The organism is Peribacillus sp. NPDC076916, from assembly GCF_050269675.1.
Lineage (GTDB): Bacteria > Bacillota > Bacilli > Bacillales > DSM-1321 > Peribacillus > Peribacillus aracenensis.
Genome location: NZ_JBNNIU010000003.1, coordinates 620,478 through 641,857 on the forward strand (window position 1 = coordinate 620,478; position 21,380 = coordinate 641,857).

General features: G+C 42.4%; 19 protein-coding genes and 1 other annotated feature. All 19 genes read left to right on the forward strand.

The annotated features are described in order from the left end of the window. The first annotated feature begins 24 nt into the window (after positions 1 to 24). The 19 genes from mdh to infC all read left to right on the forward strand — a co-directional run bounded on the left by mdh (position 25) and on the right by infC (position 21,363). Entirely contained in the window at positions 25 to 960 is a 936-nt protein-coding gene (gene mdh / locus ACQKFG_RS12580; RefSeq protein ID WP_192206036.1) for a malate dehydrogenase, read from the forward strand. Positions 961 to 1,199: 239 nt separating this feature from the next. Then, a complete protein-coding gene (locus tag ACQKFG_RS12585; RefSeq protein ID WP_192206035.1) occupies positions 1,200 to 1,919 on the forward strand; it encodes a response regulator transcription factor in 720 nt (239 codons plus the stop codon). Continuing rightward, the gene (pnpS, locus tag ACQKFG_RS12590) at positions 1,916 to 3,691 is read left to right on the forward strand and encodes a two-component system histidine kinase PnpS (RefSeq protein ID WP_192206034.1); all 1,776 of its coding nucleotides are present in this window, start codon (positions 1,916 to 1,918) and stop codon (positions 3,689 to 3,691) included. Before ACQKFG_RS12585 ends, pnpS begins: the two co-directional genes overlap by 4 nt. 250 nt (positions 3,692 to 3,941) lie before the next feature. Beyond that, a complete protein-coding gene (hflK, locus tag ACQKFG_RS12595) occupies positions 3,942 to 4,976 on the forward strand; it encodes an FtsH protease activity modulator HflK (RefSeq protein ID WP_192207993.1) in 1,035 nt (344 codons plus the stop codon). Next, positions 4,973 to 5,905 carry a protease modulator HflC gene (gene hflC / locus ACQKFG_RS12600; RefSeq protein WP_076364772.1) on the forward strand — a complete coding sequence of 311 codons (933 nt, stop codon included), beginning with the start codon at positions 4,973 to 4,975 and terminating at the stop codon, positions 5,903 to 5,905. The genes hflK and hflC overlap by 4 nt, the downstream gene beginning before the upstream one ends. 128 nt (positions 5,906 to 6,033) lie before the next feature. Beyond that, a complete protein-coding gene (polA, locus tag ACQKFG_RS12605; protein WP_427559337.1) occupies positions 6,034 to 8,658 on the forward strand; it encodes a DNA polymerase I in 2,625 nt (874 codons plus the stop codon). A gap of 19 nt (positions 8,659 to 8,677) precedes the next feature. Then, positions 8,678 to 9,508, forward strand: coding sequence for a DNA-formamidopyrimidine glycosylase (mutM, locus tag ACQKFG_RS12610; RefSeq protein ID WP_342614270.1), 831 nt, complete (start codon positions 8,678 to 8,680; stop codon positions 9,506 to 9,508). Positions 9,509 to 9,587: 79 nt separating this feature from the next. After that, the gene (gene ytaF / locus ACQKFG_RS12615) at positions 9,588 to 10,220 is read left to right on the forward strand and encodes a sporulation membrane protein YtaF (RefSeq protein WP_192206031.1); all 633 of its coding nucleotides are present in this window, start codon (positions 9,588 to 9,590) and stop codon (positions 10,218 to 10,220) included. A gap of 23 nt (positions 10,221 to 10,243) precedes the next feature. Beyond that, the gene (gene coaE, locus ACQKFG_RS12620; protein ID WP_427559340.1) at positions 10,244 to 10,843 is read left to right on the forward strand and encodes a dephospho-CoA kinase; all 600 of its coding nucleotides are present in this window, start codon (positions 10,244 to 10,246) and stop codon (positions 10,841 to 10,843) included. Positions 10,844 to 11,003: 160 nt separating this feature from the next. Beyond that, positions 11,004 to 12,041 carry a glyceraldehyde-3-phosphate dehydrogenase gene (locus tag ACQKFG_RS12625; protein WP_192206029.1) on the forward strand — a complete coding sequence of 346 codons (1,038 nt, stop codon included), beginning with the start codon at positions 11,004 to 11,006 and terminating at the stop codon, positions 12,039 to 12,041. An 818-nt stretch (positions 12,042 to 12,859) separates the two neighbouring features. Next, the gene (speD, locus tag ACQKFG_RS12630) at positions 12,860 to 13,240 is read left to right on the forward strand and encodes an adenosylmethionine decarboxylase (RefSeq protein ID WP_034311443.1); all 381 of its coding nucleotides are present in this window, start codon (positions 12,860 to 12,862) and stop codon (positions 13,238 to 13,240) included. 269 nt (positions 13,241 to 13,509) lie between these two features. After that, positions 13,510 to 13,971: a transcriptional regulator NrdR gene (gene nrdR, locus ACQKFG_RS12635; protein WP_057911467.1), complete on the forward strand. Its 462-nt coding sequence runs from the start codon at positions 13,510 to 13,512 to the stop codon at positions 13,969 to 13,971. A gap of 64 nt (positions 13,972 to 14,035) precedes the next feature. Then, complete coding sequence (locus ACQKFG_RS12640) at positions 14,036 to 15,448, forward strand: replication initiation and membrane attachment family protein (protein ID WP_349727844.1); 1,413 nt, start codon at positions 14,036 to 14,038, stop codon at positions 15,446 to 15,448. Next, positions 15,435 to 16,373, forward strand: coding sequence for a primosomal protein DnaI (gene dnaI / locus ACQKFG_RS12645; protein WP_349727845.1), 939 nt, complete (start codon positions 15,435 to 15,437; stop codon positions 16,371 to 16,373). Before ACQKFG_RS12640 ends, dnaI begins: the two co-directional genes overlap by 14 nt. A 120-nt stretch (positions 16,374 to 16,493) precedes the next feature. Beyond that, positions 16,494 to 17,354 carry a sporulation protein YtxC gene (ytxC, locus tag ACQKFG_RS12650; RefSeq protein ID WP_427559346.1) on the forward strand — a complete coding sequence of 287 codons (861 nt, stop codon included), beginning with the start codon at positions 16,494 to 16,496 and terminating at the stop codon, positions 17,352 to 17,354. Between the two features lie 389 nt (positions 17,355 to 17,743). Then, a complete protein-coding gene (thrS, locus tag ACQKFG_RS12655; RefSeq protein ID WP_192206025.1) occupies positions 17,744 to 19,675 on the forward strand; it encodes a threonine--tRNA ligase in 1,932 nt (643 codons plus the stop codon). A 106-nt stretch (positions 19,676 to 19,781) separates the two neighbouring features. After that, positions 19,782 to 19,952, forward strand: a complete 171-nt coding sequence (locus tag ACQKFG_RS12660) for a hypothetical protein (RefSeq protein WP_427559349.1) — start codon at positions 19,782 to 19,784, stop codon at positions 19,950 to 19,952. Between the two features lie 53 nt (positions 19,953 to 20,005). Then, positions 20,006 to 20,500: a GNAT family N-acetyltransferase gene (locus tag ACQKFG_RS12665; RefSeq protein WP_342614267.1), complete on the forward strand. Its 495-nt coding sequence runs from the start codon at positions 20,006 to 20,008 to the stop codon at positions 20,498 to 20,500. A 127-nt stretch (positions 20,501 to 20,627) separates the two neighbouring features. Continuing rightward, positions 20,628 to 20,764 (forward strand) — a sequence feature (ribosomal protein L20 leader region). Between the two features lie 98 nt (positions 20,765 to 20,862). Further along, positions 20,863 to 21,363: a translation initiation factor IF-3 gene (gene infC / locus ACQKFG_RS12670; RefSeq protein ID WP_034309072.1), complete on the forward strand. Its 501-nt coding sequence runs from the start codon at positions 20,863 to 20,865 to the stop codon at positions 21,361 to 21,363. Positions 21,364 to 21,380: the final 17 nt, after the last annotated feature.

Here is a 21,380-nt window from a genome sequence, read left to right on the forward strand (position 1 = left end):
CATATATTTTAAGGAGGAAATAACATGTCTAAACGTAAAAAAATCACAGTTGTAGGTGCTGGATTCACTGGTGCTACAGCAGCATTCTTAGCCGCTCAAAAAGAACTAGGCGATATCGTTTTAGTTGATATCCCGCAAGCTGAAAACCCTACTAAAGGTAAAGCCCTTGATATGGCGGAAGCAGGACCTGTCCTAGGTTTCGATGCTAATATCATCGGTACATCCGACTATGCAGAAACTGCTGATTCCGACGTAGTGATCATCACTGCCGGAATTGCCCGCAAACCCGGCATGAGCCGTGACGACTTAGTTCAAACTAACCAAAAAGTTATGATATCAGTAACAAAAGAAGTCGTTAAATATTCCCCTAACACAACCATCATCGTTTTGACTAACCCTGTAGATGCAATGACTTACACTGTTTACAAAGAATCAGGTTTCCCTAAAGAACGCGTTATCGGACAATCAGGTGTGCTTGATACAGCTCGTTTCCGTACTTTCGTAGCTCAAGAATTAAACTTATCGGTTAAAGATGTAACTGGCTTCGTACTTGGCGGACACGGAGATGATATGGTTCCATTGGTACGTTACTCTTATGCAGGAGGGATTCCTTTGGAAACATTGATCCCTCAAGATCGTCTAGAAGCAATCGTGGCTCGTACCCGAACTGGCGGCGGGGAAATCGTCAACCTTCTTGGAAACGGAAGCGCCTATTATGCACCAGCAGCATCTTTAGTGGAAATGGCTGAAGCGATCCTTAAAGACCAACGTCGCGTCCTTCCGTCCATCGCTTATCTTGAAGGTGAATATGGATTTGAAGGTATCTATCTTGGAGTGCCGACTGTTCTGGGTGCAAAGGGCATTGAACAAATCATCGAACTGGAATTGACTGAAGACGAAAAAGCGGCACTTTCAAAATCAGTTGAATCAGTTAAAGCAGTAATGCAAGTCCTTCAATAAGTGATCATGATCAGACTGTTCGGATATAGGAAGAAAAGGCCATGGTCTTTTTCCGATTCCGGACGGTTTTTTTCGCTTTAAAAGTCATGGAAACTTATGAACTCCCTGCTGAAGATAAGGAATAACTAACTTTCCGTTTTTTTTTATGTGTAAATTTCATATAATATTCTTTATAATGGAATTGGATGAGTAGACCAAGAAGTTGGTCTTTTGGGTAATACATAATTCAGGAGGATCTAATGTCAAAGAAAATTCTCGTAGTGGATGATGAACAATCAATAGTTACCTTACTTCAGTACAATTTAGAACAAGCAGGCTATTCGGTGATCACAGCTTTGGATGGAGAACAAGGGCTGGAGGCTGCCGTGGATATACGCCCTGATTTAGTGGTATTAGATTTGATGCTGCCTAAAATGGACGGGCTTGAAGTATGTAAGCAGCTTCGCCAGCAAAAAATCAATATACCGATCTTGATGCTGACAGCTAAGGACGATGAATTTGACAAGGTGCTGGGACTTGAACTAGGGGCGGATGATTATTTGACCAAGCCATTCAGTCCTAGGGAGGTAGTGGCCCGGATTAAAGCTATTTTAAGAAGATCCCAGTTACAAGCTAACGGCAGTGATTCAAGTCAGGATCTGGAAGATGGCCTCTTGAAATTAGGGGAATTGAAAGTGTTTCCGGAACGTTACGAAGCATTCTTTGATGAACAGCAATTAGAATTGACTCCAAAGGAATTTGAATTACTTTTATATCTGGCGAAGAATAAAGGAAGAGTGCTGACTAGGGATCAACTGCTCAGTGCGGTTTGGAATTATGATTTCGCGGGAGACTCACGAATCGTCGATGTCCATATTAGCCATCTTCGAGAAAAAATAGAAAAAGATACAAAAAAACCTTTATATATTAAAACGATAAGGGGCTTGGGGTATAAGCTTGAGGAGCCTAAAAAAGAATGACGACCTATCGTAAAAAGCTCTTATTTACCCTCATCACACTGGTGATGGTCGTCCTGATGGCCGTGGGCTTTTTATTAGGACACTTGTTTAAAAGCTATTATATTAAAACGTTCAATGACCGTATAAAGAACGAAACATTTTTCATTTCTACATATATTCAGGAGCATGGCGGGATTGACTCCTTTTTGGAAAAAGGGAAGACGGCAAAACTGACACCCCTTTTAGATTCGAATTTAACCATTCTCTCCACGAATGGGGAAATATTATACGATTCGACATCATCCAATGAAATATTTAAAGGCCATGCCAATGTCCTTCGTAAAATAACTTTGCAAAAAGGGCTTAAGCAAGGGGAAGGGTATGAAGTGGTCGAAGGCGAATCGGACCTCCATTATTATTGGAAGACGATTGAAAAGGATGGAAAGATTGAAGGCTTTGTCGTACATAGCAATGAAATCGAGGCCATCAATCAAGTGAATAAACAAATGTGGCAAATATTGATCATTTGTTTAGGGGTTGCCTTGATCATCATTCTCATGCTTGCGAGCAAAATCACTTCATATTATACGCGTCCAATTGAGGAGGCGACGATGGCGGCCATTGAACTGGCAAAAGGGAATTATGGAACCAGGACATTCGGGCGACATTCCGACGAAACGGGAATGCTGACAACTTCCTTGAACATATTGGCGAGGAATCTTCAGGAAACAGAGATAGCGAGGGAAATGAATCAGGATCGTTTGGAAACACTTGTTGAAAACATCGGTAGTGGTGTCTTGCTGATAGACAGTAAAGGGTACACTACATTAATCAACCGGGAATTCAAGAAAAGCTTTCGTGTGAACTCCGCTACGTTTTTGTTTCAGGAATATTATTCGGTCATTAAAGATCAGGAAGTCATAGCCATCATCGAAGAAATCTTTCGAACGGAAAAGACGATTAAACGACAGGTGAAAATACCTCTTGCCATAGAACGTAAGCATTTTGAGATTTATGGGGCTCCCATTATCGGGAATCATGATGAATGGAAGGGGATCCTCCTCATTTTCCATGATATCACCGAATTGAAAAGGCTCGAGCAGATGCGGAAGGATTTCGTGGCTAATGTGTCCCATGAATTGAGAACCCCGATCACTTCTATAAAAGGATTTTCTGAAACATTGTTGGATGGCGCCTTAAAGGACGAAAAGACCTTAAAACACTTTTTATCGATTATCCTGAAAGAAAGTGATCGGCTGCAGGAACTCATTCAGGAGCTTCTGAATTTATCCAAAATGGAGCAACAGGAGTTCGTTTTAAACGCAGGGGTCGTGGATATTACGAAAGTGCTTGGTGAAATACAAGAGATGCTTATAGGCAAGCTGAAAGATAAAGATGTATCCCTTGAAATTAAAACATCACCGGAACCAGTATTCATTGAAGGGGAATCTGACAGGATCAAGCAGGTTTTCATCAATTTGATTACGAACGCATTGACCTATACACCAAATGGCGGCAGGGTCACCGTTGATATCATTGAAAATGAACAGACGGTCGATATAGCAGTGCAAGACAGCGGAATAGGCATTGAAGAAAAAGAACTGCCGAGGATCTTTGAACGATTTTACCGGATCGATAAGGCGAGGAGCCGCGATTCAGGAGGAACGGGCATTGGACTGGCAATCGTCAAGCATATAATAGAAGTCCATAAAGGTAAAATCAATGTGGAAAGCACACCTGGAACCGGGACGACTTTTACAGTCACATTAAATAAAAGCTTAAAAGGAATGTAGCGGGTTTCTTATTTACATGTCCTTTACAATTCCTTAAAACGGACTTCATAATGCAGGGGTACAATGGTTATAACCCCTCATCCAAGGAGTTAAACATTGACAGAGACATAGTCTCTGTCTTTTAATTTTGTCTATATTTCCCAGGAGCGATTCCTCTATCCTATTTTCCTGGAAAAATATTTGATTTTTATGAAACTTTAGGCCCTTCCTTGCGTAAATAAGATATAACTGCAAAGAAGGGGTGATACATATCGTTAGCTTAAAAAGGATATATACGATCACAGGACTTGTCTTTCTTATTTTAATTTTAGGTGTAGTTGCGATATCGACCTGGTACACGGTTGATGAATCCGATCAAGCTGTCATCATGACGTTTGGTAAAGTGGAGCAAACGATAACGGAACCAGGGCTTCACTTTAAACTGCCTTGGCCCATTCAATCCGTCGAGAAATTATCTAAAGAAACATTCAGTCTTAAATTTGGATATAAGGAAGAGGATGGAGAGGTGAAGGATTACCCGAGCGAGACTAAAATGATTACGGGTGATGAAAATATTGTGCTGGCCGACCTGGTGGTCCAGTGGAAAATCACCGACCCTCCAAAATATCTATACAATGCAGAGGATCCAGAAAAAATATTATACGATACGACTTCAGCTGCATTACGGAGCATTATCGGCAGCACGAAAATCGATGATGCCCTTACATCCGGTAAAGCGCAAATCGAAGCGGATGTACGCGATTTATTATCACAGCTAATGGAGAAATATGATGTCGGCATTTCCATATCTGCGGTTAAACTCCAGGACGTGGAGTTACCGAATGAAGAAGTGCGGAAAGCATTTACCAATGTAACGGATGCCCGGGAAACGGCGAATACGAAAATCAACGAAGCGGATAAATATGAAAATAAACGTATGAATGAAGCGGAGGGGGAAAAAGATGCCCTCATTTCACAGGCTAATGGGGATAAAGCTGCCCGTACGGAAGCAGCCCGCGGGGATGTAGCGGTCTTTGAAAAATTACTTAGTGAGTATAAGGGCAATAAGGGGATTACGAAGGACCGCCTTATTATTGAAACCCTTGAGGAAGTAATGCCGAATGCAGAGATTTATATTATGAATGATGATGGAAACACCATGAAGTACTTGCCGCTTCGCTCGCTTGAAAAGGAGGAAACGAAAAAAACTCCTGCCTCCGATGAAGCCGCTATACCTGAAGAAGAAACGAACAAAGCGAATGCATCGGAAGAAAAAGCGACAGGGGAAGGGGGCACTAAACAATGAGCGGAAAAATAATAGATTTCTCTGAGTTGAAAAAAGGGGATTTTCATTGGAGGGGCTATGTGAGAATCGGCATTTTCCTGATTATTTTTATCGCGTTGCTGCTAATCATCCTCACCAATGTCTATATCGTCAAAGAGGGCGAATACAAAGTCGTCCGACAATTCGGTGAGGTGGTAAGAATCGATAAGACACCGGGATTGAAGGCGAAGGTGCCATTCATACAGAGTATCATGACCTTGCCGAAGTATCAGATGACTTCTGATGTTTCCGAAGCGGAAATCAATACGAAAGATAAAAAGCGGATGCTGATCGATAACTATGCAGTTTGGAGAATAGAAGATCCGAAGAAATTGATTACAAATGCAAGGACACTAGAGAATGCCGAAACGAAAATGGAAGAGTTCATCTATTCGGCAGTTCGTTCTGAGCTTGGCCAGCTGAATTATGACGAGATCATCAATGATGAGAAGTCATCAAGGGGAAGTTTAAACGACCGTATAACCGAAAAAGTCAACGATCTGCTGCAAAAGGACAGTTATGGAATCAGCTTGACGGATGTCCGGATAAAGCGGACTGACTTGCCCTCCGAAAACGAAGCATCCGTCTTCAAGAGGATGATTTCCGAGCGGGAATCGAAAGCGCAAGAATACTTATCCAAAGGTGATGCGAAGAAAAACCGTATCATTGCGGATACTGATCGGAAAGTGAAAGAATTGCTCTCTACTGCAGAGGCTGATGCAGAAGTGATCAGGGCTGAAGGTGAAGGGGAAGCAGCGAAAATCTATAATAAGTCGTTTTCCAAAGACCCCGAATTCTATAAACTATACCGGACTCTTGAATCCTACAAAAAAACGATTGGTGATCAAACGGTCATCGTTCTGCCTTCGGATTCCCCTTATGCCAGCCTGTTAATGGGAAATACTAAATAACCTTGATGCCGTCATTTTTCTTTCCGCTTCTACTCATGGTAGAATAGAGAAAGAAAATGAACGGCTTTTTTGCGTTTTTATATAGAAGCTATAATTACATAAACCTGTATGACTGGAGGAAGACGGATTTGGATAAAAAGTTAGTACTTATAGATGGAAACAGCATTGCGTACCGTGCGTTTTTTGCGCTTCCGCTCTTGAATAATGATAAGGGGGTCCATACGAATTCCGTTTACGGATTCACCATGATGCTCAATCGCATTCTTGAAGAAGAAAAGCCAACGCACATACTTGTGGCATTCGATGCGGGTAAAACGACATTCAGACATGCATCATTTAAAGAATATAAGGGTGGACGCCAAAAAACGCCCCCAGAACTGTCGGAGCAATTCCCTTTCATTCGCGAACTGCTTGATTGTTTTCAAATAAAAAGGTATGAACTGGAGAACTACGAAGCCGATGATATTATCGGTACGCTGTCCTTACAAGCGGAAAAAGATGGTTTTGAAGTGAAGGTCATTTCAGGTGATAAGGATTTAACACAATTATCCTCCCCTAGTACGACGGTTTCCATCACGAAAAAGGGGATTACTGAAATCGAGGAATACACTCCAAAGCATATACATGAAAAATACGGCCTGTCCCCTTTACAAATCATTGATTTAAAAGGGTTGATGGGAGATGCTTCCGACAATATTCCCGGTATTCCGGGTGTAGGTGAAAAGACTGCCCTTAAATTATTGCATCAATTCGAAACGGTTGAAAACCTTCTGCAGTCGATTGATGAGGTAAGTGGACAAAAATTGAAAGAGAAAATAGAAGAACATAGAGACCTGGCCCTATTGAGCAAAGAGCTGGCTACGATAACGAGGGAAGCGCCGCTTGAAGTTTCCGTAAACGAGACCGAGTACACTGGCATGGATCAGGATCGAGTCATCTCATTTTATAAGGAGCTTGGGTTTTCGACTTTGCTCGATAAATTGGATGTAACGGAAAGTGCACCGCTTGAACAGGAGAAGATAGAAGTGCACACGTCCGAAATGACAGAAGCAATGTTTGCCGATGAAAGTGCCTTATATGTTGAGATTTTAGAAGATAATTATCATCATGCCGATATAAGGGGAATCGCCATCAGTAATGAACAAGGTAATTTTTACTTCAATGGGGATGATGCTCTGAGTTCCGGGGCATTTAAATCCTGGGCAGAGGATGAAACAAAAAAGAAAACGGTTTTCGATGCGAAGCGTACGGTTGTGGCACTGCGTCATCGGGGAGTCGAAATAAAAGGCATCGATTTTGATGTATTTTTGGCATCCTATATCCTGAATCCCGCAGAGTCAGTGGACGAAGTGGCAGAAATTACGAAAACTCAAGGTACGACCCGTCTTGAAACAGATGATGTTTTTTATGGAAAAGGTGCAAAACGCAAAATACCTGAGGAAGCGGAAGTGAGGGAGCATATCGCCAGAAAATCGAAGGCAATCCTTTCTCTGAAAGAACCGATGATCGATAAGCTGCAAGAGTTCGAGCAATTTCACCTATTTACGGAACTGGAGCTGCCACTGTCGATCATTCTGGCCAATATGGAATGGCAGGGAATCAAGGTGGATATAGGCCGATTGAAAAACATGGGACAGGAGTTAGCCATTCGCTTAAGAAGCATCGAAGCCCGAATTTTTGATTTGGCTGGAGAGGCGTTCAATATCAATTCACCTAAACAGCTCGGGGCCATCCTGTTTGAAAAGCTGGAGCTTCCAGTCATGAAGAAAACCAAAACAGGATATTCGACTTCAGCCGATGTGCTGGAAAAACTGGAGAACAAGCATGATATCGTTAAGGAGATATTGCTGTATCGCCAGCTTGGTAAGTTGCAATCAACTTATATTGAAGGGCTGCTTAAAGTGGTCAATGGCAAAACGGACAAGGTGCACACCCGGTTCAACCAAGCGTTGACCCAGACCGGCCGGTTAAGTTCTACAGATCCCAATCTGCAGAATATCCCGATCAGACTGGAAGAAGGCAGGAAAATCAGGCAGGCCTTCATTCCTTCCGAAAAGGATTGGATCATTTTTGCTGCCGATTACTCACAGATCGAGTTACGCGTCCTGGCGCATATCGCCAATGACAGCGGATTGGTGGAAGCATTCCAGGCCGGGATGGACATCCATACAAGGACAGCCATGGATGTATTCCACGTACCGGCAGAGCAAGTCACGGCGAACATGAGGCGCCATGCCAAAGCGGTCAATTTCGGAATCGTTTATGGTATAAGTGACTACGGGCTATCGCAAAGTCTCGGCATCACGAGAAAAGAAGCGGGAGAGTTCATCGAGAAGTATTTAAGAAGCTTTCCTGGTGTTCAGGAATATATGGAAGAAAGCATACATGAGGCCCGTCAAAAAGGATATAGCACGACTCTGATGCAAAGAAGGCGCTATATACCTGAGATAACAAGCAGGAATTTCAACATCAGGAGCTTTGCCGAACGGACAGCGATGAACACGCCGATTCAAGGCAGTGCCGCAGATATCATCAAGCTAGCCATGATAAACATGAATAAGCGCCTGAAACGGGAAGGTCTTAAAACGAGAATGCTTCTTCAGGTGCATGATGAATTGATTTTTGAAACGCCTCCCGAGGAACTCGAAATCCTTAAAGTGATCGTTCCGGAGGAAATGGAAAATGCCATTGAACTGAACGTGCCTCTTAAAGTGGATTATGCTTTTGGGCCAACATGGTTTGATGCCAAATAATAAAAGATAGGTGATTGCAATGCCAGAACTTCCAGAAGTGGAAACAGTCAGAAGAACGTTAGAGCAGCTCGTGCTCGGAAAAGAAATCAAGGAAGTGTCAGTCTTCTGGCCAAAGATCATAAAAGCGCCTGAACCTGTCGAACAGTTTCAGGATGCTTTAAGGGGACAGACGATTACGGGAATAGGTCGTCGGGGCAAGTTCCTCATTTTCACCTTGGATGATTATTCGTTGGTTTCGCATTTAAGAATGGAAGGAAAATACGGCGTGCATCCAAAAGAAGAGCCTTATGATAAGCATACCCATGTGATCTTCACTTTCACGGATGGCAGTGAACTCAGGTACAGGGATGTCCGGAAATTCGGAACGATGCATCTATTTGCCAAAGGGGAAGAACTTGAGCGGCTGCCACTGTTGCATTTAGGGCCTGAACCGTTGTCTGAAGATTTTACTGTCGAGGGGCTAAGTAGCAAGTTGGCAAGAACCAACAGGAAAATCAAACCCGTTCTCCTTGATCAAACGGTTGTCGTCGGGATTGGGAATATATATGTAGACGAGTCGTTATTCCGTTCCGGTATCCATCCGGAGAGAATCGCTTCTTCACTCTCGTTGCAGGAAATCAAAACGTTGCATGCAGAAATCATCGCGACGTTAGGTGAAGCTGTGGAAAAAGGCGGGAGTACGATTCGTTCATACATTAATTCCCAAGGGCAAATCGGCATGTTTCAGTTGGAACTTAATGTTTATGGACGAAAAGGCGAGAACTGCAAAACATGCGGCACGCCACTTGAAAAACTGGTCGTTGCAGGACGCGGCACACATATTTGCCCGTCATGCCAGCCGTTAAAATAGGGAATGTTTTTTCAAACACATCGGATGGGCTCCATCCATATACTAGGGTAGCAACGAGTAGGGAAGGAGTATTATTCCGATGTGGCTACAAATTATTTTTCTCGCTTTTGCAGTTAGTATTGACGGATTTGGCGTAGGTATGACATTCGGTATGCGGAAGATGAAAATCCCCTTAAGGTCAATAGCGGTCATCTCGTTTTGTTCTGCATTGAGTTTAGGTATTGCGATGGTCATCGGACAATTCATCAGTCAGCTCATATCGGTCGGGGCGGCTGAAAAAACGGGTGGCATCATCCTCATTTTCCTTGGTGCCTGGATGGTATACCAGTATTTTAAGCCTGAAAAAGATTTGAAAGATGATAGATATCATGAAAAGATCATCTTTAATTTTGAAATTAAATCACTTGGGGTAGTCATTAATATTTTACAAAAACCATTGAATGCCGATTTTGATAAATCAGGTACGATTACGGGTGTTGAAGCGCTTGTTCTGGGATTTGCACTTTCGCTGGATGCGTTCGGGGCCGGAGTTGGTGCGGCTATGATCGGCATTTCACCGATTATCCTTGCAGGGTGCATCGCTATTATGAGTTCAATTTTCATTTGGAGCGGGATTCAAAGCGGGAAATTGCTTTCAAATAATAAAGTTGTACAGCAATTGACTTTTCTTCCAGGTGTACTGTTGATTATCATCGGGATATTCAAGTTATGATACATGGTTAAAAGGGGGAGCTTATGGGACAAATCATTGGAATCACCGGGGGCATCGCCAGTGGGAAAAGCACCGTCAGCCTTTATTTACAGGAACTCGGATTCACGATTGTCGATGCAGATCTGGCTTCCCGTGCCGTCGTTGAGCCGGGTGAAGAAGCCTATCATCAAGTTGTGAAGGCATTTGGTGAAGATATCTTATTGCCGGATGGGGGTATAGATCGCGTAAAGCTCGGGTCGATCATATTTAATGATCAGGAAAAGAGATTGCTATTGAATGGCATCGTGCACCCTGCCGTCAGGAAATGGATGCGCCTCAAAACGGAAGAGGCACTATCATCAGGGGAAGAAACGGTGTTCATGGATATTCCGCTCCTATTCGAAAGTAAGCTGACATTCATGGTGGAAAAGACGCTTTTGATCTATGTGGATGAGCAAGTTCAATTGCAGCGATTAATGAACAGGAATGGTCTTTCGGAGACGGAGGCACTAGCCAGGATCAATTCGCAAATGCCTTTGGCCGATAAAAAGGCTTTAGCGGATGCCGTCGTCGACAATAATGGGGACATTAATGAAACGAAAAGGCAAGTGAAGTCCATACTTCGCGAATGGCATGTCATATAATTATGATAAAAAAGAAGAAACCACCAGGTTTCTTCTTTTTGTGTTGAAAAAATAAACACAATCCGCATTTTTATTAGCACAATTCCTCTGAATTATGTTATACTAATTACATGTGGAAGGTAATAAGTATAACACTAATATTTTCTGGAGGGTCCGAACAATGAATTCAAGAATAGCGATTAACGGGTTTGGGAGAATTGGAAGAATGGTTTTCCGAAAGGCCATATTAGATGAGAGTTTGGACATTGTTGCCATAAATGCAAGCTATCCAGCTGAAACTTTAGCACACTTACTAAAATATGATACGATACATGGTAAATTCGACGGTATCATTATAGCGGAAGATGATTCACTAGTAGTGAATGGCCGCCGAGTAAAACTAATAAATAACCGCGATCCAAAGCTATTGCCTTGGAAAGAGTTGGACATAGATATTGTAATTGAAGCTACGGGCAAATTCAATGATCGTTCTAAAGCGGCTCTTCATTTAGATGCAGGGGCAAAAAGAGTTATTTTATCAGCGCCGGGTAAAAATGAAGACGTTACCATTGTAATGGGTGTAAATGAGGAAGTGCTGGAAATTGACAAGCATTTCGTCATATCCAATGCATCTTGTACAACCAACTGTCTTGGACCGGTTGCAAAAGTGCTTGATGAAAAATTCGGCATAAACAACGGTTTAATGACAACGATACATTCTTATACAAATGATCAAAATAATATCGATAACCCGCATAAAGACTTAAGACGTGCCCGTGCCGCTGCGGAAAGCATGATTCCTACGACCACAGGAGCTGCAAAAGCCATCTCGCTAGTGTTGCCGCAATTAAAAGGCAAGCTTCATGGAATGGCGATCCGCGTACCGACACCTAACGTATCTCTAGTCGATCTTGTTGTGGATTTAAACCGTGATGTCACGATTGATGAAGTGAACCAAGCCTTCATCGATGCTTCAGAAAATGAACTCAAAGGAATTATGGAATTCACGATGGAACCTTTAGTTTCCAGTGATTTCAAAACGAATCCTCACTCTGCAATCATCGATGGTTTGACGACGATGATGATTGGGGACAGGAAAGTGAAAGTCCTTGCATGGTATGATAATGAGTGGGGTTACTCCAACCGGGTAGTGGACCTTGTGAAATTGGTGGGATCCGAGTTGAAAAAAACTTCCGAAGTCGAACTATCAGTAAAATAATGAAAAGAAATCGAGCCTGCTAAAATTTTTTAGCGGGCTCAGTTTGTAGACAAAAAGGTTTCAAAATGGCCACAATCCGAAACCTTTTTTGGATTTGGAGCAGTTATAGAGAATAGTGACCCCACGCATATCATGTTTTCTTTTACATGCGGCTACTGCTCCTGGTTTTCCAACTTTCTCAATCACTTGTAAAACTAGAGGCTATAAGATATGACTAGCATACGTATTTACGGTTGTTATCATTGTCCCCAAAACAAATCCATTGCGGTTTGATGCCGCATGAAACGAATAGGCAAACTTGTTTTGTTCGTTCATCTTTCACATAGCAGCTATTCTAAGGTTCAGTTGAACTGTCCTTAATCTTCTTGGCTCCTTTCTTAAATAGACTGTAGGTAAAAGGAGATCTTACTGTTAAATCAACGGCCAAATATTAAAAAAATAGACAAACTTTATTGGGGTTTGCTTATAGTCTGAGCCTGCTAAAATTTTTTAGCGGGCTATTTTTAATGAAGTGACCCATCAATTCCTGGCTATTTAAGGGCGCTGAATAAACCCGGAAAACAGAATTTCCCTTACATTGGTACCTTCGCTATAGCCCTATTGCATATAAAGTTTATCTTTCCAAAATTTTAATTTGGAGTTGCAAAAAAAATTCAAACAATATATACTATGAATCGTGAACTTCTTCAAAAGCGGTTTGCATGATGGCTACTTAAAGGGTTAGGACCTCTTTGGACTAACTTTCCCCCGTGGTAGTTATCAGAACTTATTTTTAAATCATGGTAAGGGGGAAGCTTAATATGGAAACAGCTTACACTATGGAAACAATGGGTAGACATGTCATTTCTGAACTTTGGGGTTGTGACTTTGAAAAACTGAACAATATCGATTTAATTGAAAAGATTTTTGTTGATGCTGCTTTGAAATCAGGTGCAGAGGTACGGGAAGTTGCCTTTCACAAATTTGCTCCACAAGGAGTCAGCGGGGTTGTCATCATTTCTGAATCACACTTAACGATTCACAGTTTTCCAGAACACGGCTATGCGAGCATCGATGTCTATACATGCGGTAACTTGGATCCGAATATTGCGGCAGATTATATTGCAGAAGCTTTGAATGCGCAAACACGTGAAAACATAGAATTACCACGTGGTTTAGGTCCTGTACAAATGAAAAAAGCCAATATAAGTGCCCTATAAAAAACACGTATACACAGAGATGCCATGGGTGCATCTCTTTTTTAATGCAATGAATCGGCAGCCTGCTTCACATTATAGCTATGGATTGCCTTATAGCACAAAGACCTTGACAAAGGTGCTCCAAGGGCGGAACAAAAGTGCCTGCTGCTGGAAGTTACACTTTTTACTTGTACTGGCCGTTCCTTTTAATATAAGATTAAGATAGAGAAGTAAATCCTTGGGGAACATTTAGATAGGGGAGTCCTACATAAAATACGGAGCTGATAATGATGAAATGCCCATCATGTCAATATAACGGAACAAGAGTGCTCGATTCCAGGCCAGTCGATGAAAGTAAATCGATTCGACGACGCCGTGAATGCGAGGCATGTGGTTTTCGATTCACGACATTTGAAAAGGTGGAGGAAACACCGCTTATTGTAGTGAAAAAGGGCGGGACACGGGAAGAGTTCAGTCGTGATAAAATCCTGCGTGGCTTAATCAGGGCTTGCGAAAAACGCCCGGTTCCCTTGAAGGAACTAGAGCAAATTACCAGTTATGTAGAAAAAGAACTGCGCAACCAGGGCATATCGGAAGTGAAAAGCGACAATGTCGGCGAAATGGTAATGGACAAGCTGGCGGAAGTCGATGAGGTTGCCTATGTAAGGTTCGCATCCGTCTATCGACAATTTAAAGATATCAATGTCTTTATCGATGAATTGAAAGATTTAATAAATAAAGAAAGAAAGTAGAGCTGAAGATTCACTTTGGCTCTTTTTTCACTACATCTTTTGAAAGGTTTGAATGGAGATGTCAATGCATTGGCAAGAATTGCTCCCAGCGGATTCATATTTGGTCTCATCTGCGGGGCTGCTTCATGATTATGATCGGAAAATACTTACCCGACTATATCAACCTCTTATTGGACCTATCTGCATTAGCCTATATATGACGTTATGGAGTGAGCTGGAGGAAAACAGGCTATGGTCGGAAATCTCCTCACATTATCAATTAATGAATACCATCGGCCTTAAGTTAGGTGATATTTACGAAGCACGCCTTTTACTTGAAGGAATTGGTCTGTTGAATGTATATAAGAAATCGAAAAATGAAACGAAGGAATTCATCTATGAGTTAAACCCGCCGCTTTCACCCCAGCAGTTTTTCACGGATGGAATGCTGAATATTTACTTATACAAAAAAATCGGCAAAGCGCAATTCAACCGGTTAAAGAGATTCTTTTGTGATGATCATATCTTAACCGATCAATATGAAGGTGTGACTAAATCTTTTGCGGAAGTATTCTCATCAGATCATTTGGACTCTTTATATGTAACCGATGAAGCGAAAAACGAATGGAAACCGATGCCTGAGCAGCAATTCATCGATCGGACGGAAGGCGTCGAGCCATCGGGGTTTGACGACTTATTTGATTTTGACCTTTTACTTGCCGGGATGAAATCTTCGATCGTACCGAAAAAGGCCTTTACTCCGAAAATAAAAAGTACGATTGCCAAACTTGCTTTTTTATATGGCATTGATCCGCTGGAAATGCAAAAACTAGTAATGGATGCCGTTTCATTGGATGATGAAATCGATGAGGAAGTGCTCAGAAAGGCGGCAAGGGACTGGTATCAGATCGAACGGCAGGCAGATATGCCTTCCCTAGTCAATCGGGTGCAGCCGATTCGTGAACGGACACAAAAAGAAGAACCGAAAACACAGGAACAAGAGTTAATCCGTCATTTGGAGACGATTTCCCCGAGGGAGCGGCTGATGCAATTGTCTGGAGGTGCAGAGCCATCAAGCGGTGATCTGAAAGTGGTTGAGGGAGTGATGATCAATCAAAAGCTGAATCCGGGTGTCGTCAATGTCTTGATTGAATACGTCATGCTCAAAACGGATATGAAGTTCACGAAGGGCTACGTGGAAAAGCTGGCAGGCCATTGGGCACGGCTGAAGGTCTCTACGGTCGTCGAGGCGATGGAACTGGCTAAAAATGAACATAGGAAATATCAGGACTGGGCTCAAGGAAGCAGGAATGCTGCGAAGGGCGGCCGGAAAAAGGCGATACGGGAAGAAGTGGTTCCGGAGTGGCTTGAGAAAAAAGAAGAAGCACAGCAGGAGCAGAATGCAGATCAGCCTGAATTGAATGCCCAGAAACGCGAGCTTCAGGAGAAATGGAAGCAGTGGAAAGCAGGAGGTGAAATGAACGATGGAAAAGATTAATAGATCCCTTAATAAATTGGCCAATACAAACCAATTTCAACAGCGTTATGAAAAGCTGAAACAGGAGATTTTTGAAGACGAACAAGTGCGGTTATTTTTGAATGCCAACAGTTCGACGGTCACGAAGGAAATGATTGATAAAAATTTGGGGAAGCTTTATGAGTTCACTTCACAAAGCAATAAATGTGATAAATGTCCAAGCTTGAATGGCTGTATCAATATGATGCAAGGGTATTATCCCAAATTGGTGGTTCAAGGGAAGGCCCTGAACCTGAATTATGAAATCTGTCCGCGGAAGTTGGCAGAGGATGAAAAGCGGAAACGGGAAAAATTGATCCACAGCCTGTATGTACCGAAGGATATTTTAAAGGCGACCATTGAGGACTTTACCCAAACGGATAATGATAACAAACGCTTGGACGTTTTAAGTAAGGCGATGTCGTTCATTATGGAATATGAGCCAGGTAAAATGCAAAAAGGCTTATATATATATGGGAAATTCGGTGTTGGGAAAACGTACTTATTAGGTGCGATTGCCAATGAACTTGCAGAAAGGCAAATTTCCTCCCTTATTGTCTATGTCCCTGACTACTTGCGGGAACTTAAAGGATCGATCGGTGATAATACGGTCAATGAAAAAATTGAGATGGTGAAAACTGCCCCTGTCCTCATGCTGGATGATATTGGAGCGGAGTCCATGACGAGCTGGGGACGCGATGAGGTTTTTGGTCCGATTTTGCAATTTAGGATGCTGGAAAACCTGCCGACGTTTTTCACTTCGAATTTTGACCTGAATGGCCTGGAGAACCACCTAACCTTTTCACAGCGCGGTGAGAAGGAAGAAGTGAAGGCGGCCAGGATAATGGAAAGAATTCAATATTTAGCGGAGCCGGTCAAGCTGGATGGCGTGAATCGGAGAAGATGAAGGAAAGTGGTCTCTTAATGGAGGTCACTTTTTTCTTTTACAAGACTCATCCTACTTCTAAACACGTCCCCATCCCCATATACATGAACAAACAGGCAAGGGGGAAGGGGGGATGTCGTAGTGCAAATTTCGTTTCAAAACGATTCAGAGGCAATGAAATTACTGAATTTCGTTTCTGTCCATCCACTGGGGGCAGAATTTCAAGCATACATTCGATTTCTTCCGCAACAAGGCATGCATATGGATATGACGAAGTCTTCAGGTGATAAATGGCTAATTCTGCTTCGTGATGCATTTCATTCTTTTTTATTGGAAGAAAAGACGATTCCTGTTCTGGAGCAAATAATAGTCGGTAAATTTTTTTATAGGGAACGGGAAGAAATTGAAGCCATCATTGAAATTGCATCATCGATCATCGAGGCGGAAAGAGCCAGGGATCAAGATGGAGCATTCAATACGGAGAAACGATTGATTGAGGAAGGACTTCAAAGCATTTTGGCTGGAAAGGTATCTTTTTCATTCGATTCTTTTACGACCTTCCGTTTAAAATCATTTCAGCACACTTTGGAAAAGTATGTCGTTAAGGCGATTGATGAATACAAGCTGGAGCAGGACTATCAAAATTTCATTGCCACGCTCCGTGATTGCCTTCATGGGCAGGAGTCGAAATTAAGAAAGCTTCACCTCGTCAACCGGGATGGTTTTCATTTCTATGATCAGAAATTCAGCAAACTCGACCGGTCAAAAATCAATAGTATGATCGACAGGAGGCTTCTTGCCAAAAGTTCACTTTTTCTTGATACGGTGATACTTGCCCCGCTTTTATCGATTGCTCCTGAAAACTTGTGCATCTATACTGATGATAAGGAAGAAGGGCTGATCCAGACCATTTCAAGGATTTTCGAAGAACGGGCAACCATCCTGCCACTTTCGTCATTTTCGATGCATTTGAATGATCTTTCGTGGAAAAAAGAAAATTAACCTTGATTTTCACCGTATAACAAATTATAATTTCCTACATACTATTAAAAAACTAAAAGTTATGATGAGGACAAGGGTATTCTAGTCGCCGATTATCAGAGAGGGGAGCCAACAGGCTGTAAGCTTCCTATTCGCATGGAACACTTACCACCTTTAAACTTCGGCTCGGAAAGCAGGCATTCTGTGAATATGAGCTGACGGGAAGCTGCCGTTACCAAGTTACAAGTGCCATTTTGCCGTGAAAAGCAAGCTGGAACGAGGGTGGAACCGCGGGTTAATGATATTTATTACTAAGCTCGTCCCTGTTTTATACAGGGACGGGCTTTTTTGTGTTGTAATGGAATCAAAAACCTGTAATTTGTCCAAACAATAAGAAGGAGTGAAACTGAATGTCAGAATTACTGAAAATATCTTTTCCTGACGGAGCGGTTAAGGAGTTTGCCAAAGGCACAACAACTGAAGACATCGCTGCATCCATCAGTCCTGGTTTAAGGAAAAAATCCATTGCCGGAAAATTCAATGGTGAATTATATGATTTGAAACGTCCGATTGAACAAGATGGTACAATCGAAATCGTCACACAGGACGCAGCGGATGCTCTTGAAGTATTGCGTCACAGTACAGCACACTTGATGGCACAAGCAATCAAACGTTTGTACAAAAACGCTAAATTCGGAGTGGGTCCAGTCATCGAGGGCGGCTTTTACTATGATATGGATCTGGAGGAATCATTGACTCCTGAAGACCTTCCATTGATTGAAAAAGAAATGAAGAAAATCGTCAATGAAAACTTGGAAATTTCCCGCATCGAAGTGAGTCGTGATGAAGCGATTTCCCGTTTTAAAGAAATCGGCGACGAGTACAAGTTGGAGTTGATCGATGCGATTCCTGCCGATCAGCAGGTAACGCTTTATGAGCAGGGTGAATTCTTTGACCTTTGTCGTGGAATTCATGTTCCATCAACGGGGAAAATCAAAGAGTTCAAGCTATTGAGCATCGCTGGAGCATACTGGAGAGGCGATAGCAAAAACAAAATGCTTCAACGCATTTACGGTACGGCTTTCTATAAAAAAGAAGATTTGGCCGAACACCTGCGTTTCCTTGAAGAAGCCAAAGAACGTGACCATCGTAAAATCGGCAAAGAATTGAACTTGTTCATGAGCTCACAAAAAGTGGGACAAGGGTTGCCAATGTGGTTGCCAAAAGGCGCGACCATCCGTCGGACAATCGAAAGATACATCGTGGACAAGGAAGAACGTTTGGGTTATGACCATGTTTACACACCTGTAATGGGAAGCGTGGACCTTTATAAAACATCTGGACACTGGGATCATTACCAGGACGGCATGTTCCCTGCCATGGAGATGGAAAACGAACAGCTTGTCCTGCGTCCTATGAACTGTCCGCATCACATGATGGTCTATAAAAACAGTATCCACAGCTATCGCGAACTGCCAATTCGGATTGCCGAGCTAGGCTTGATGCACCGCTATGAAATGTCAGGTGCCCTTTCAGGCCTTCAGCGTGTACGTGGAATGACATTGAATGATGCGCACATTTTCGTCCGTCCCGACCAAATCAAAGAAGAGTTCAAGCGCGTTGTGAACTTGGTTCTGGAAGTATATAAAGATTTCGATATCAAGGATTATTCATTCCGACTGTCTTATCGCGATCCTCAGGATACAGAAAAATACTTCGATGATGATGACATGTGGGAAAAAGCACAAAGCATGTTAAAAGTCGCCATGGATGAACTTGGCCTGGATTACTTTGAAGCGGAAGGTGAAGCGGCATTCTATGGTCCTAAGCTTGATGTTCAGGTGCGTACTGCCTTAGGGAAAGATGAAACGCTTTCCACTGTTCAGCTTGATTTCTTGCTTCCTGAACGTTTCGATCTTAATTACGTCGGTGAGGACGGCAAGCAGCACCGTCCGGTCGTTATTCACCGCGGCGTCGTTTCCACAATGGAACGTTTTGTCGCTTACTTGATCGAAGAATATAAGGGGGCATTCCCGACTTGGCTTGCACCTATCCAAGCACAAGTGATCCCGGTCTCACCTGAAGTGCACTTAGATTATGCGAAAGAAGTACAGGAAAAACTTAAAGCGCAAGGCATTCGTGTCGACCTGGATACACGTGACGAGAAAATAGGTTACAAAATCCGTGAAGCGCAAATGCAAAAAATTCCGTACATGCTCGTTGTTGGAGACAATGAAGTCAAAGAAGGCAGTGTGAATGTACGTAAATACGGTGAACAAAAATCCGAAACAATCGCTTTTGAAGATTTCGTTTCAGCGATTAAGGCGGAAGTGAGCCGTTAAAAGCACAAAGAGGGGCACATATAGTTGTGTCCCTCTTTATAATTATGGCATGATAAAATGATACCATCATGTGAAAATATGTACAGCAATGAAAAGGAGGGTCAGCATGAAAAAGAAATTTTCTTATCTATTCGGACCGACATTCCTTGTCATCATCATCTTATTGATATTGGATGATTATCGACAATATGCCATTGTCCCGGTCCTGCTTTTTTGGATAGTCCTATTTTCCTGGGACACCATCGAGAAAAAGAAAAAGGCGAAAGAAAACTCCTAGCATTTGATGGCTTCGATCAGTATGGACTGTAATCAAAGGGGGAATGGGGATAAATGGAGATCAGAAAGGCTTCAAGGAAAGACGCGGGTAACTTGGCTGCTTTGTTCAATCATGTTGAAGATTCCGGGTATATGCTGTTCAACCCTGGGGAAAGAAATGCGACGGGGGAACAAATGGAAAAGCAAATGGAGCAAATCGAAAAAAATCCCCTTTCCGTTTTCCTCGTTGCTGCCAGCGGGCATGAGTTGATGGGTTACCTAATCTTATTGGGTAATCAAATGGGCCGAACGAGGCATTCAGCCAAAATCGTCATCGGCATCAACGAACAGGACAGAGGAAAAGGCATCGGTACGAAGCTATTTCAGAAAATGGAGGAGCATGCACGGACAAAAGAAATACGGCGCTTGGAATTGTCCGTGATCGCAAACAACGCCCCTGCGCTTTCCTTATATCGAAAGATGGGTTTTGAAAAGGAAGGAATAAAGCGGGAATCACTGTTTTTTGATGGAAAGTATCATGATGAATATTTTTTGTCCAAATTACTTTAAAAAACGTATTGTCAAATAACTGAATGTCTGATAATATTAATTTTGTTGTGAAAAACGAATAAAATTTAGCATTTGACAAGTCATCAGTGTTTATGATATATTTCTAAAGTGAATTGAATACGTGTTTGATGAAAAGAAGAAGCACCCGCTTCTCACCTGGTTGACGCAAACAATGCAGTTAACAGGTCATGATTTGATTATTTGGATCTTTCTGAATGAGTCTATCAGTGTGGGTGCAGCATGCATCCACACTTTTTTATTATGATTATATCCTGTAAGCGAGTTGTGAGCGTGACCGAATTTATTCAAATATTCGTATTCGCCAATATCTTTGGAGGTGGCTAACTATTAGTAAAGACGCGATGGTAAACGAGGGCATCCGAGCCCGTGAAGTTCGTCTTATTGACCAAAACGGAGAACAACTTGGAATTAAAACGAAATTCGAAGCATTGGAAATTGCCGCTCGTGTAAATCTTGATCTAGTTTTAGTTGCTGCAAATGCAAAGCCTCCGGTAGCCCGGATCATGGACTACGGAAAACACCGCTTCGAGCAGCAAAAGAAAGACAAGGAAGCACGTAAAAATCAAAAAGTCATCAGTCTGAAAGAGGTTCGTTTGAGCCCGACGATTGAAGAACATGATTTCAATACGAAGCTTCGCAACGGTATTAAATTCCTTGAAAAAGGCGATAAAGTAAAAGCTTCTATCCGATTCAAAGGACGTGCCATTACGCATAAGGAAATTGGTCAACGTGTACTCGTTCGTTTTTCTGAAGCATGTAAAGAAGTGGCTACAATCGAGCAACACCCAAAAATGGACGGGCGCAGCATGTTCATTATCTTAGCACCGAAAAACGAAAAGTAATTGTAAAGTAATTTGTA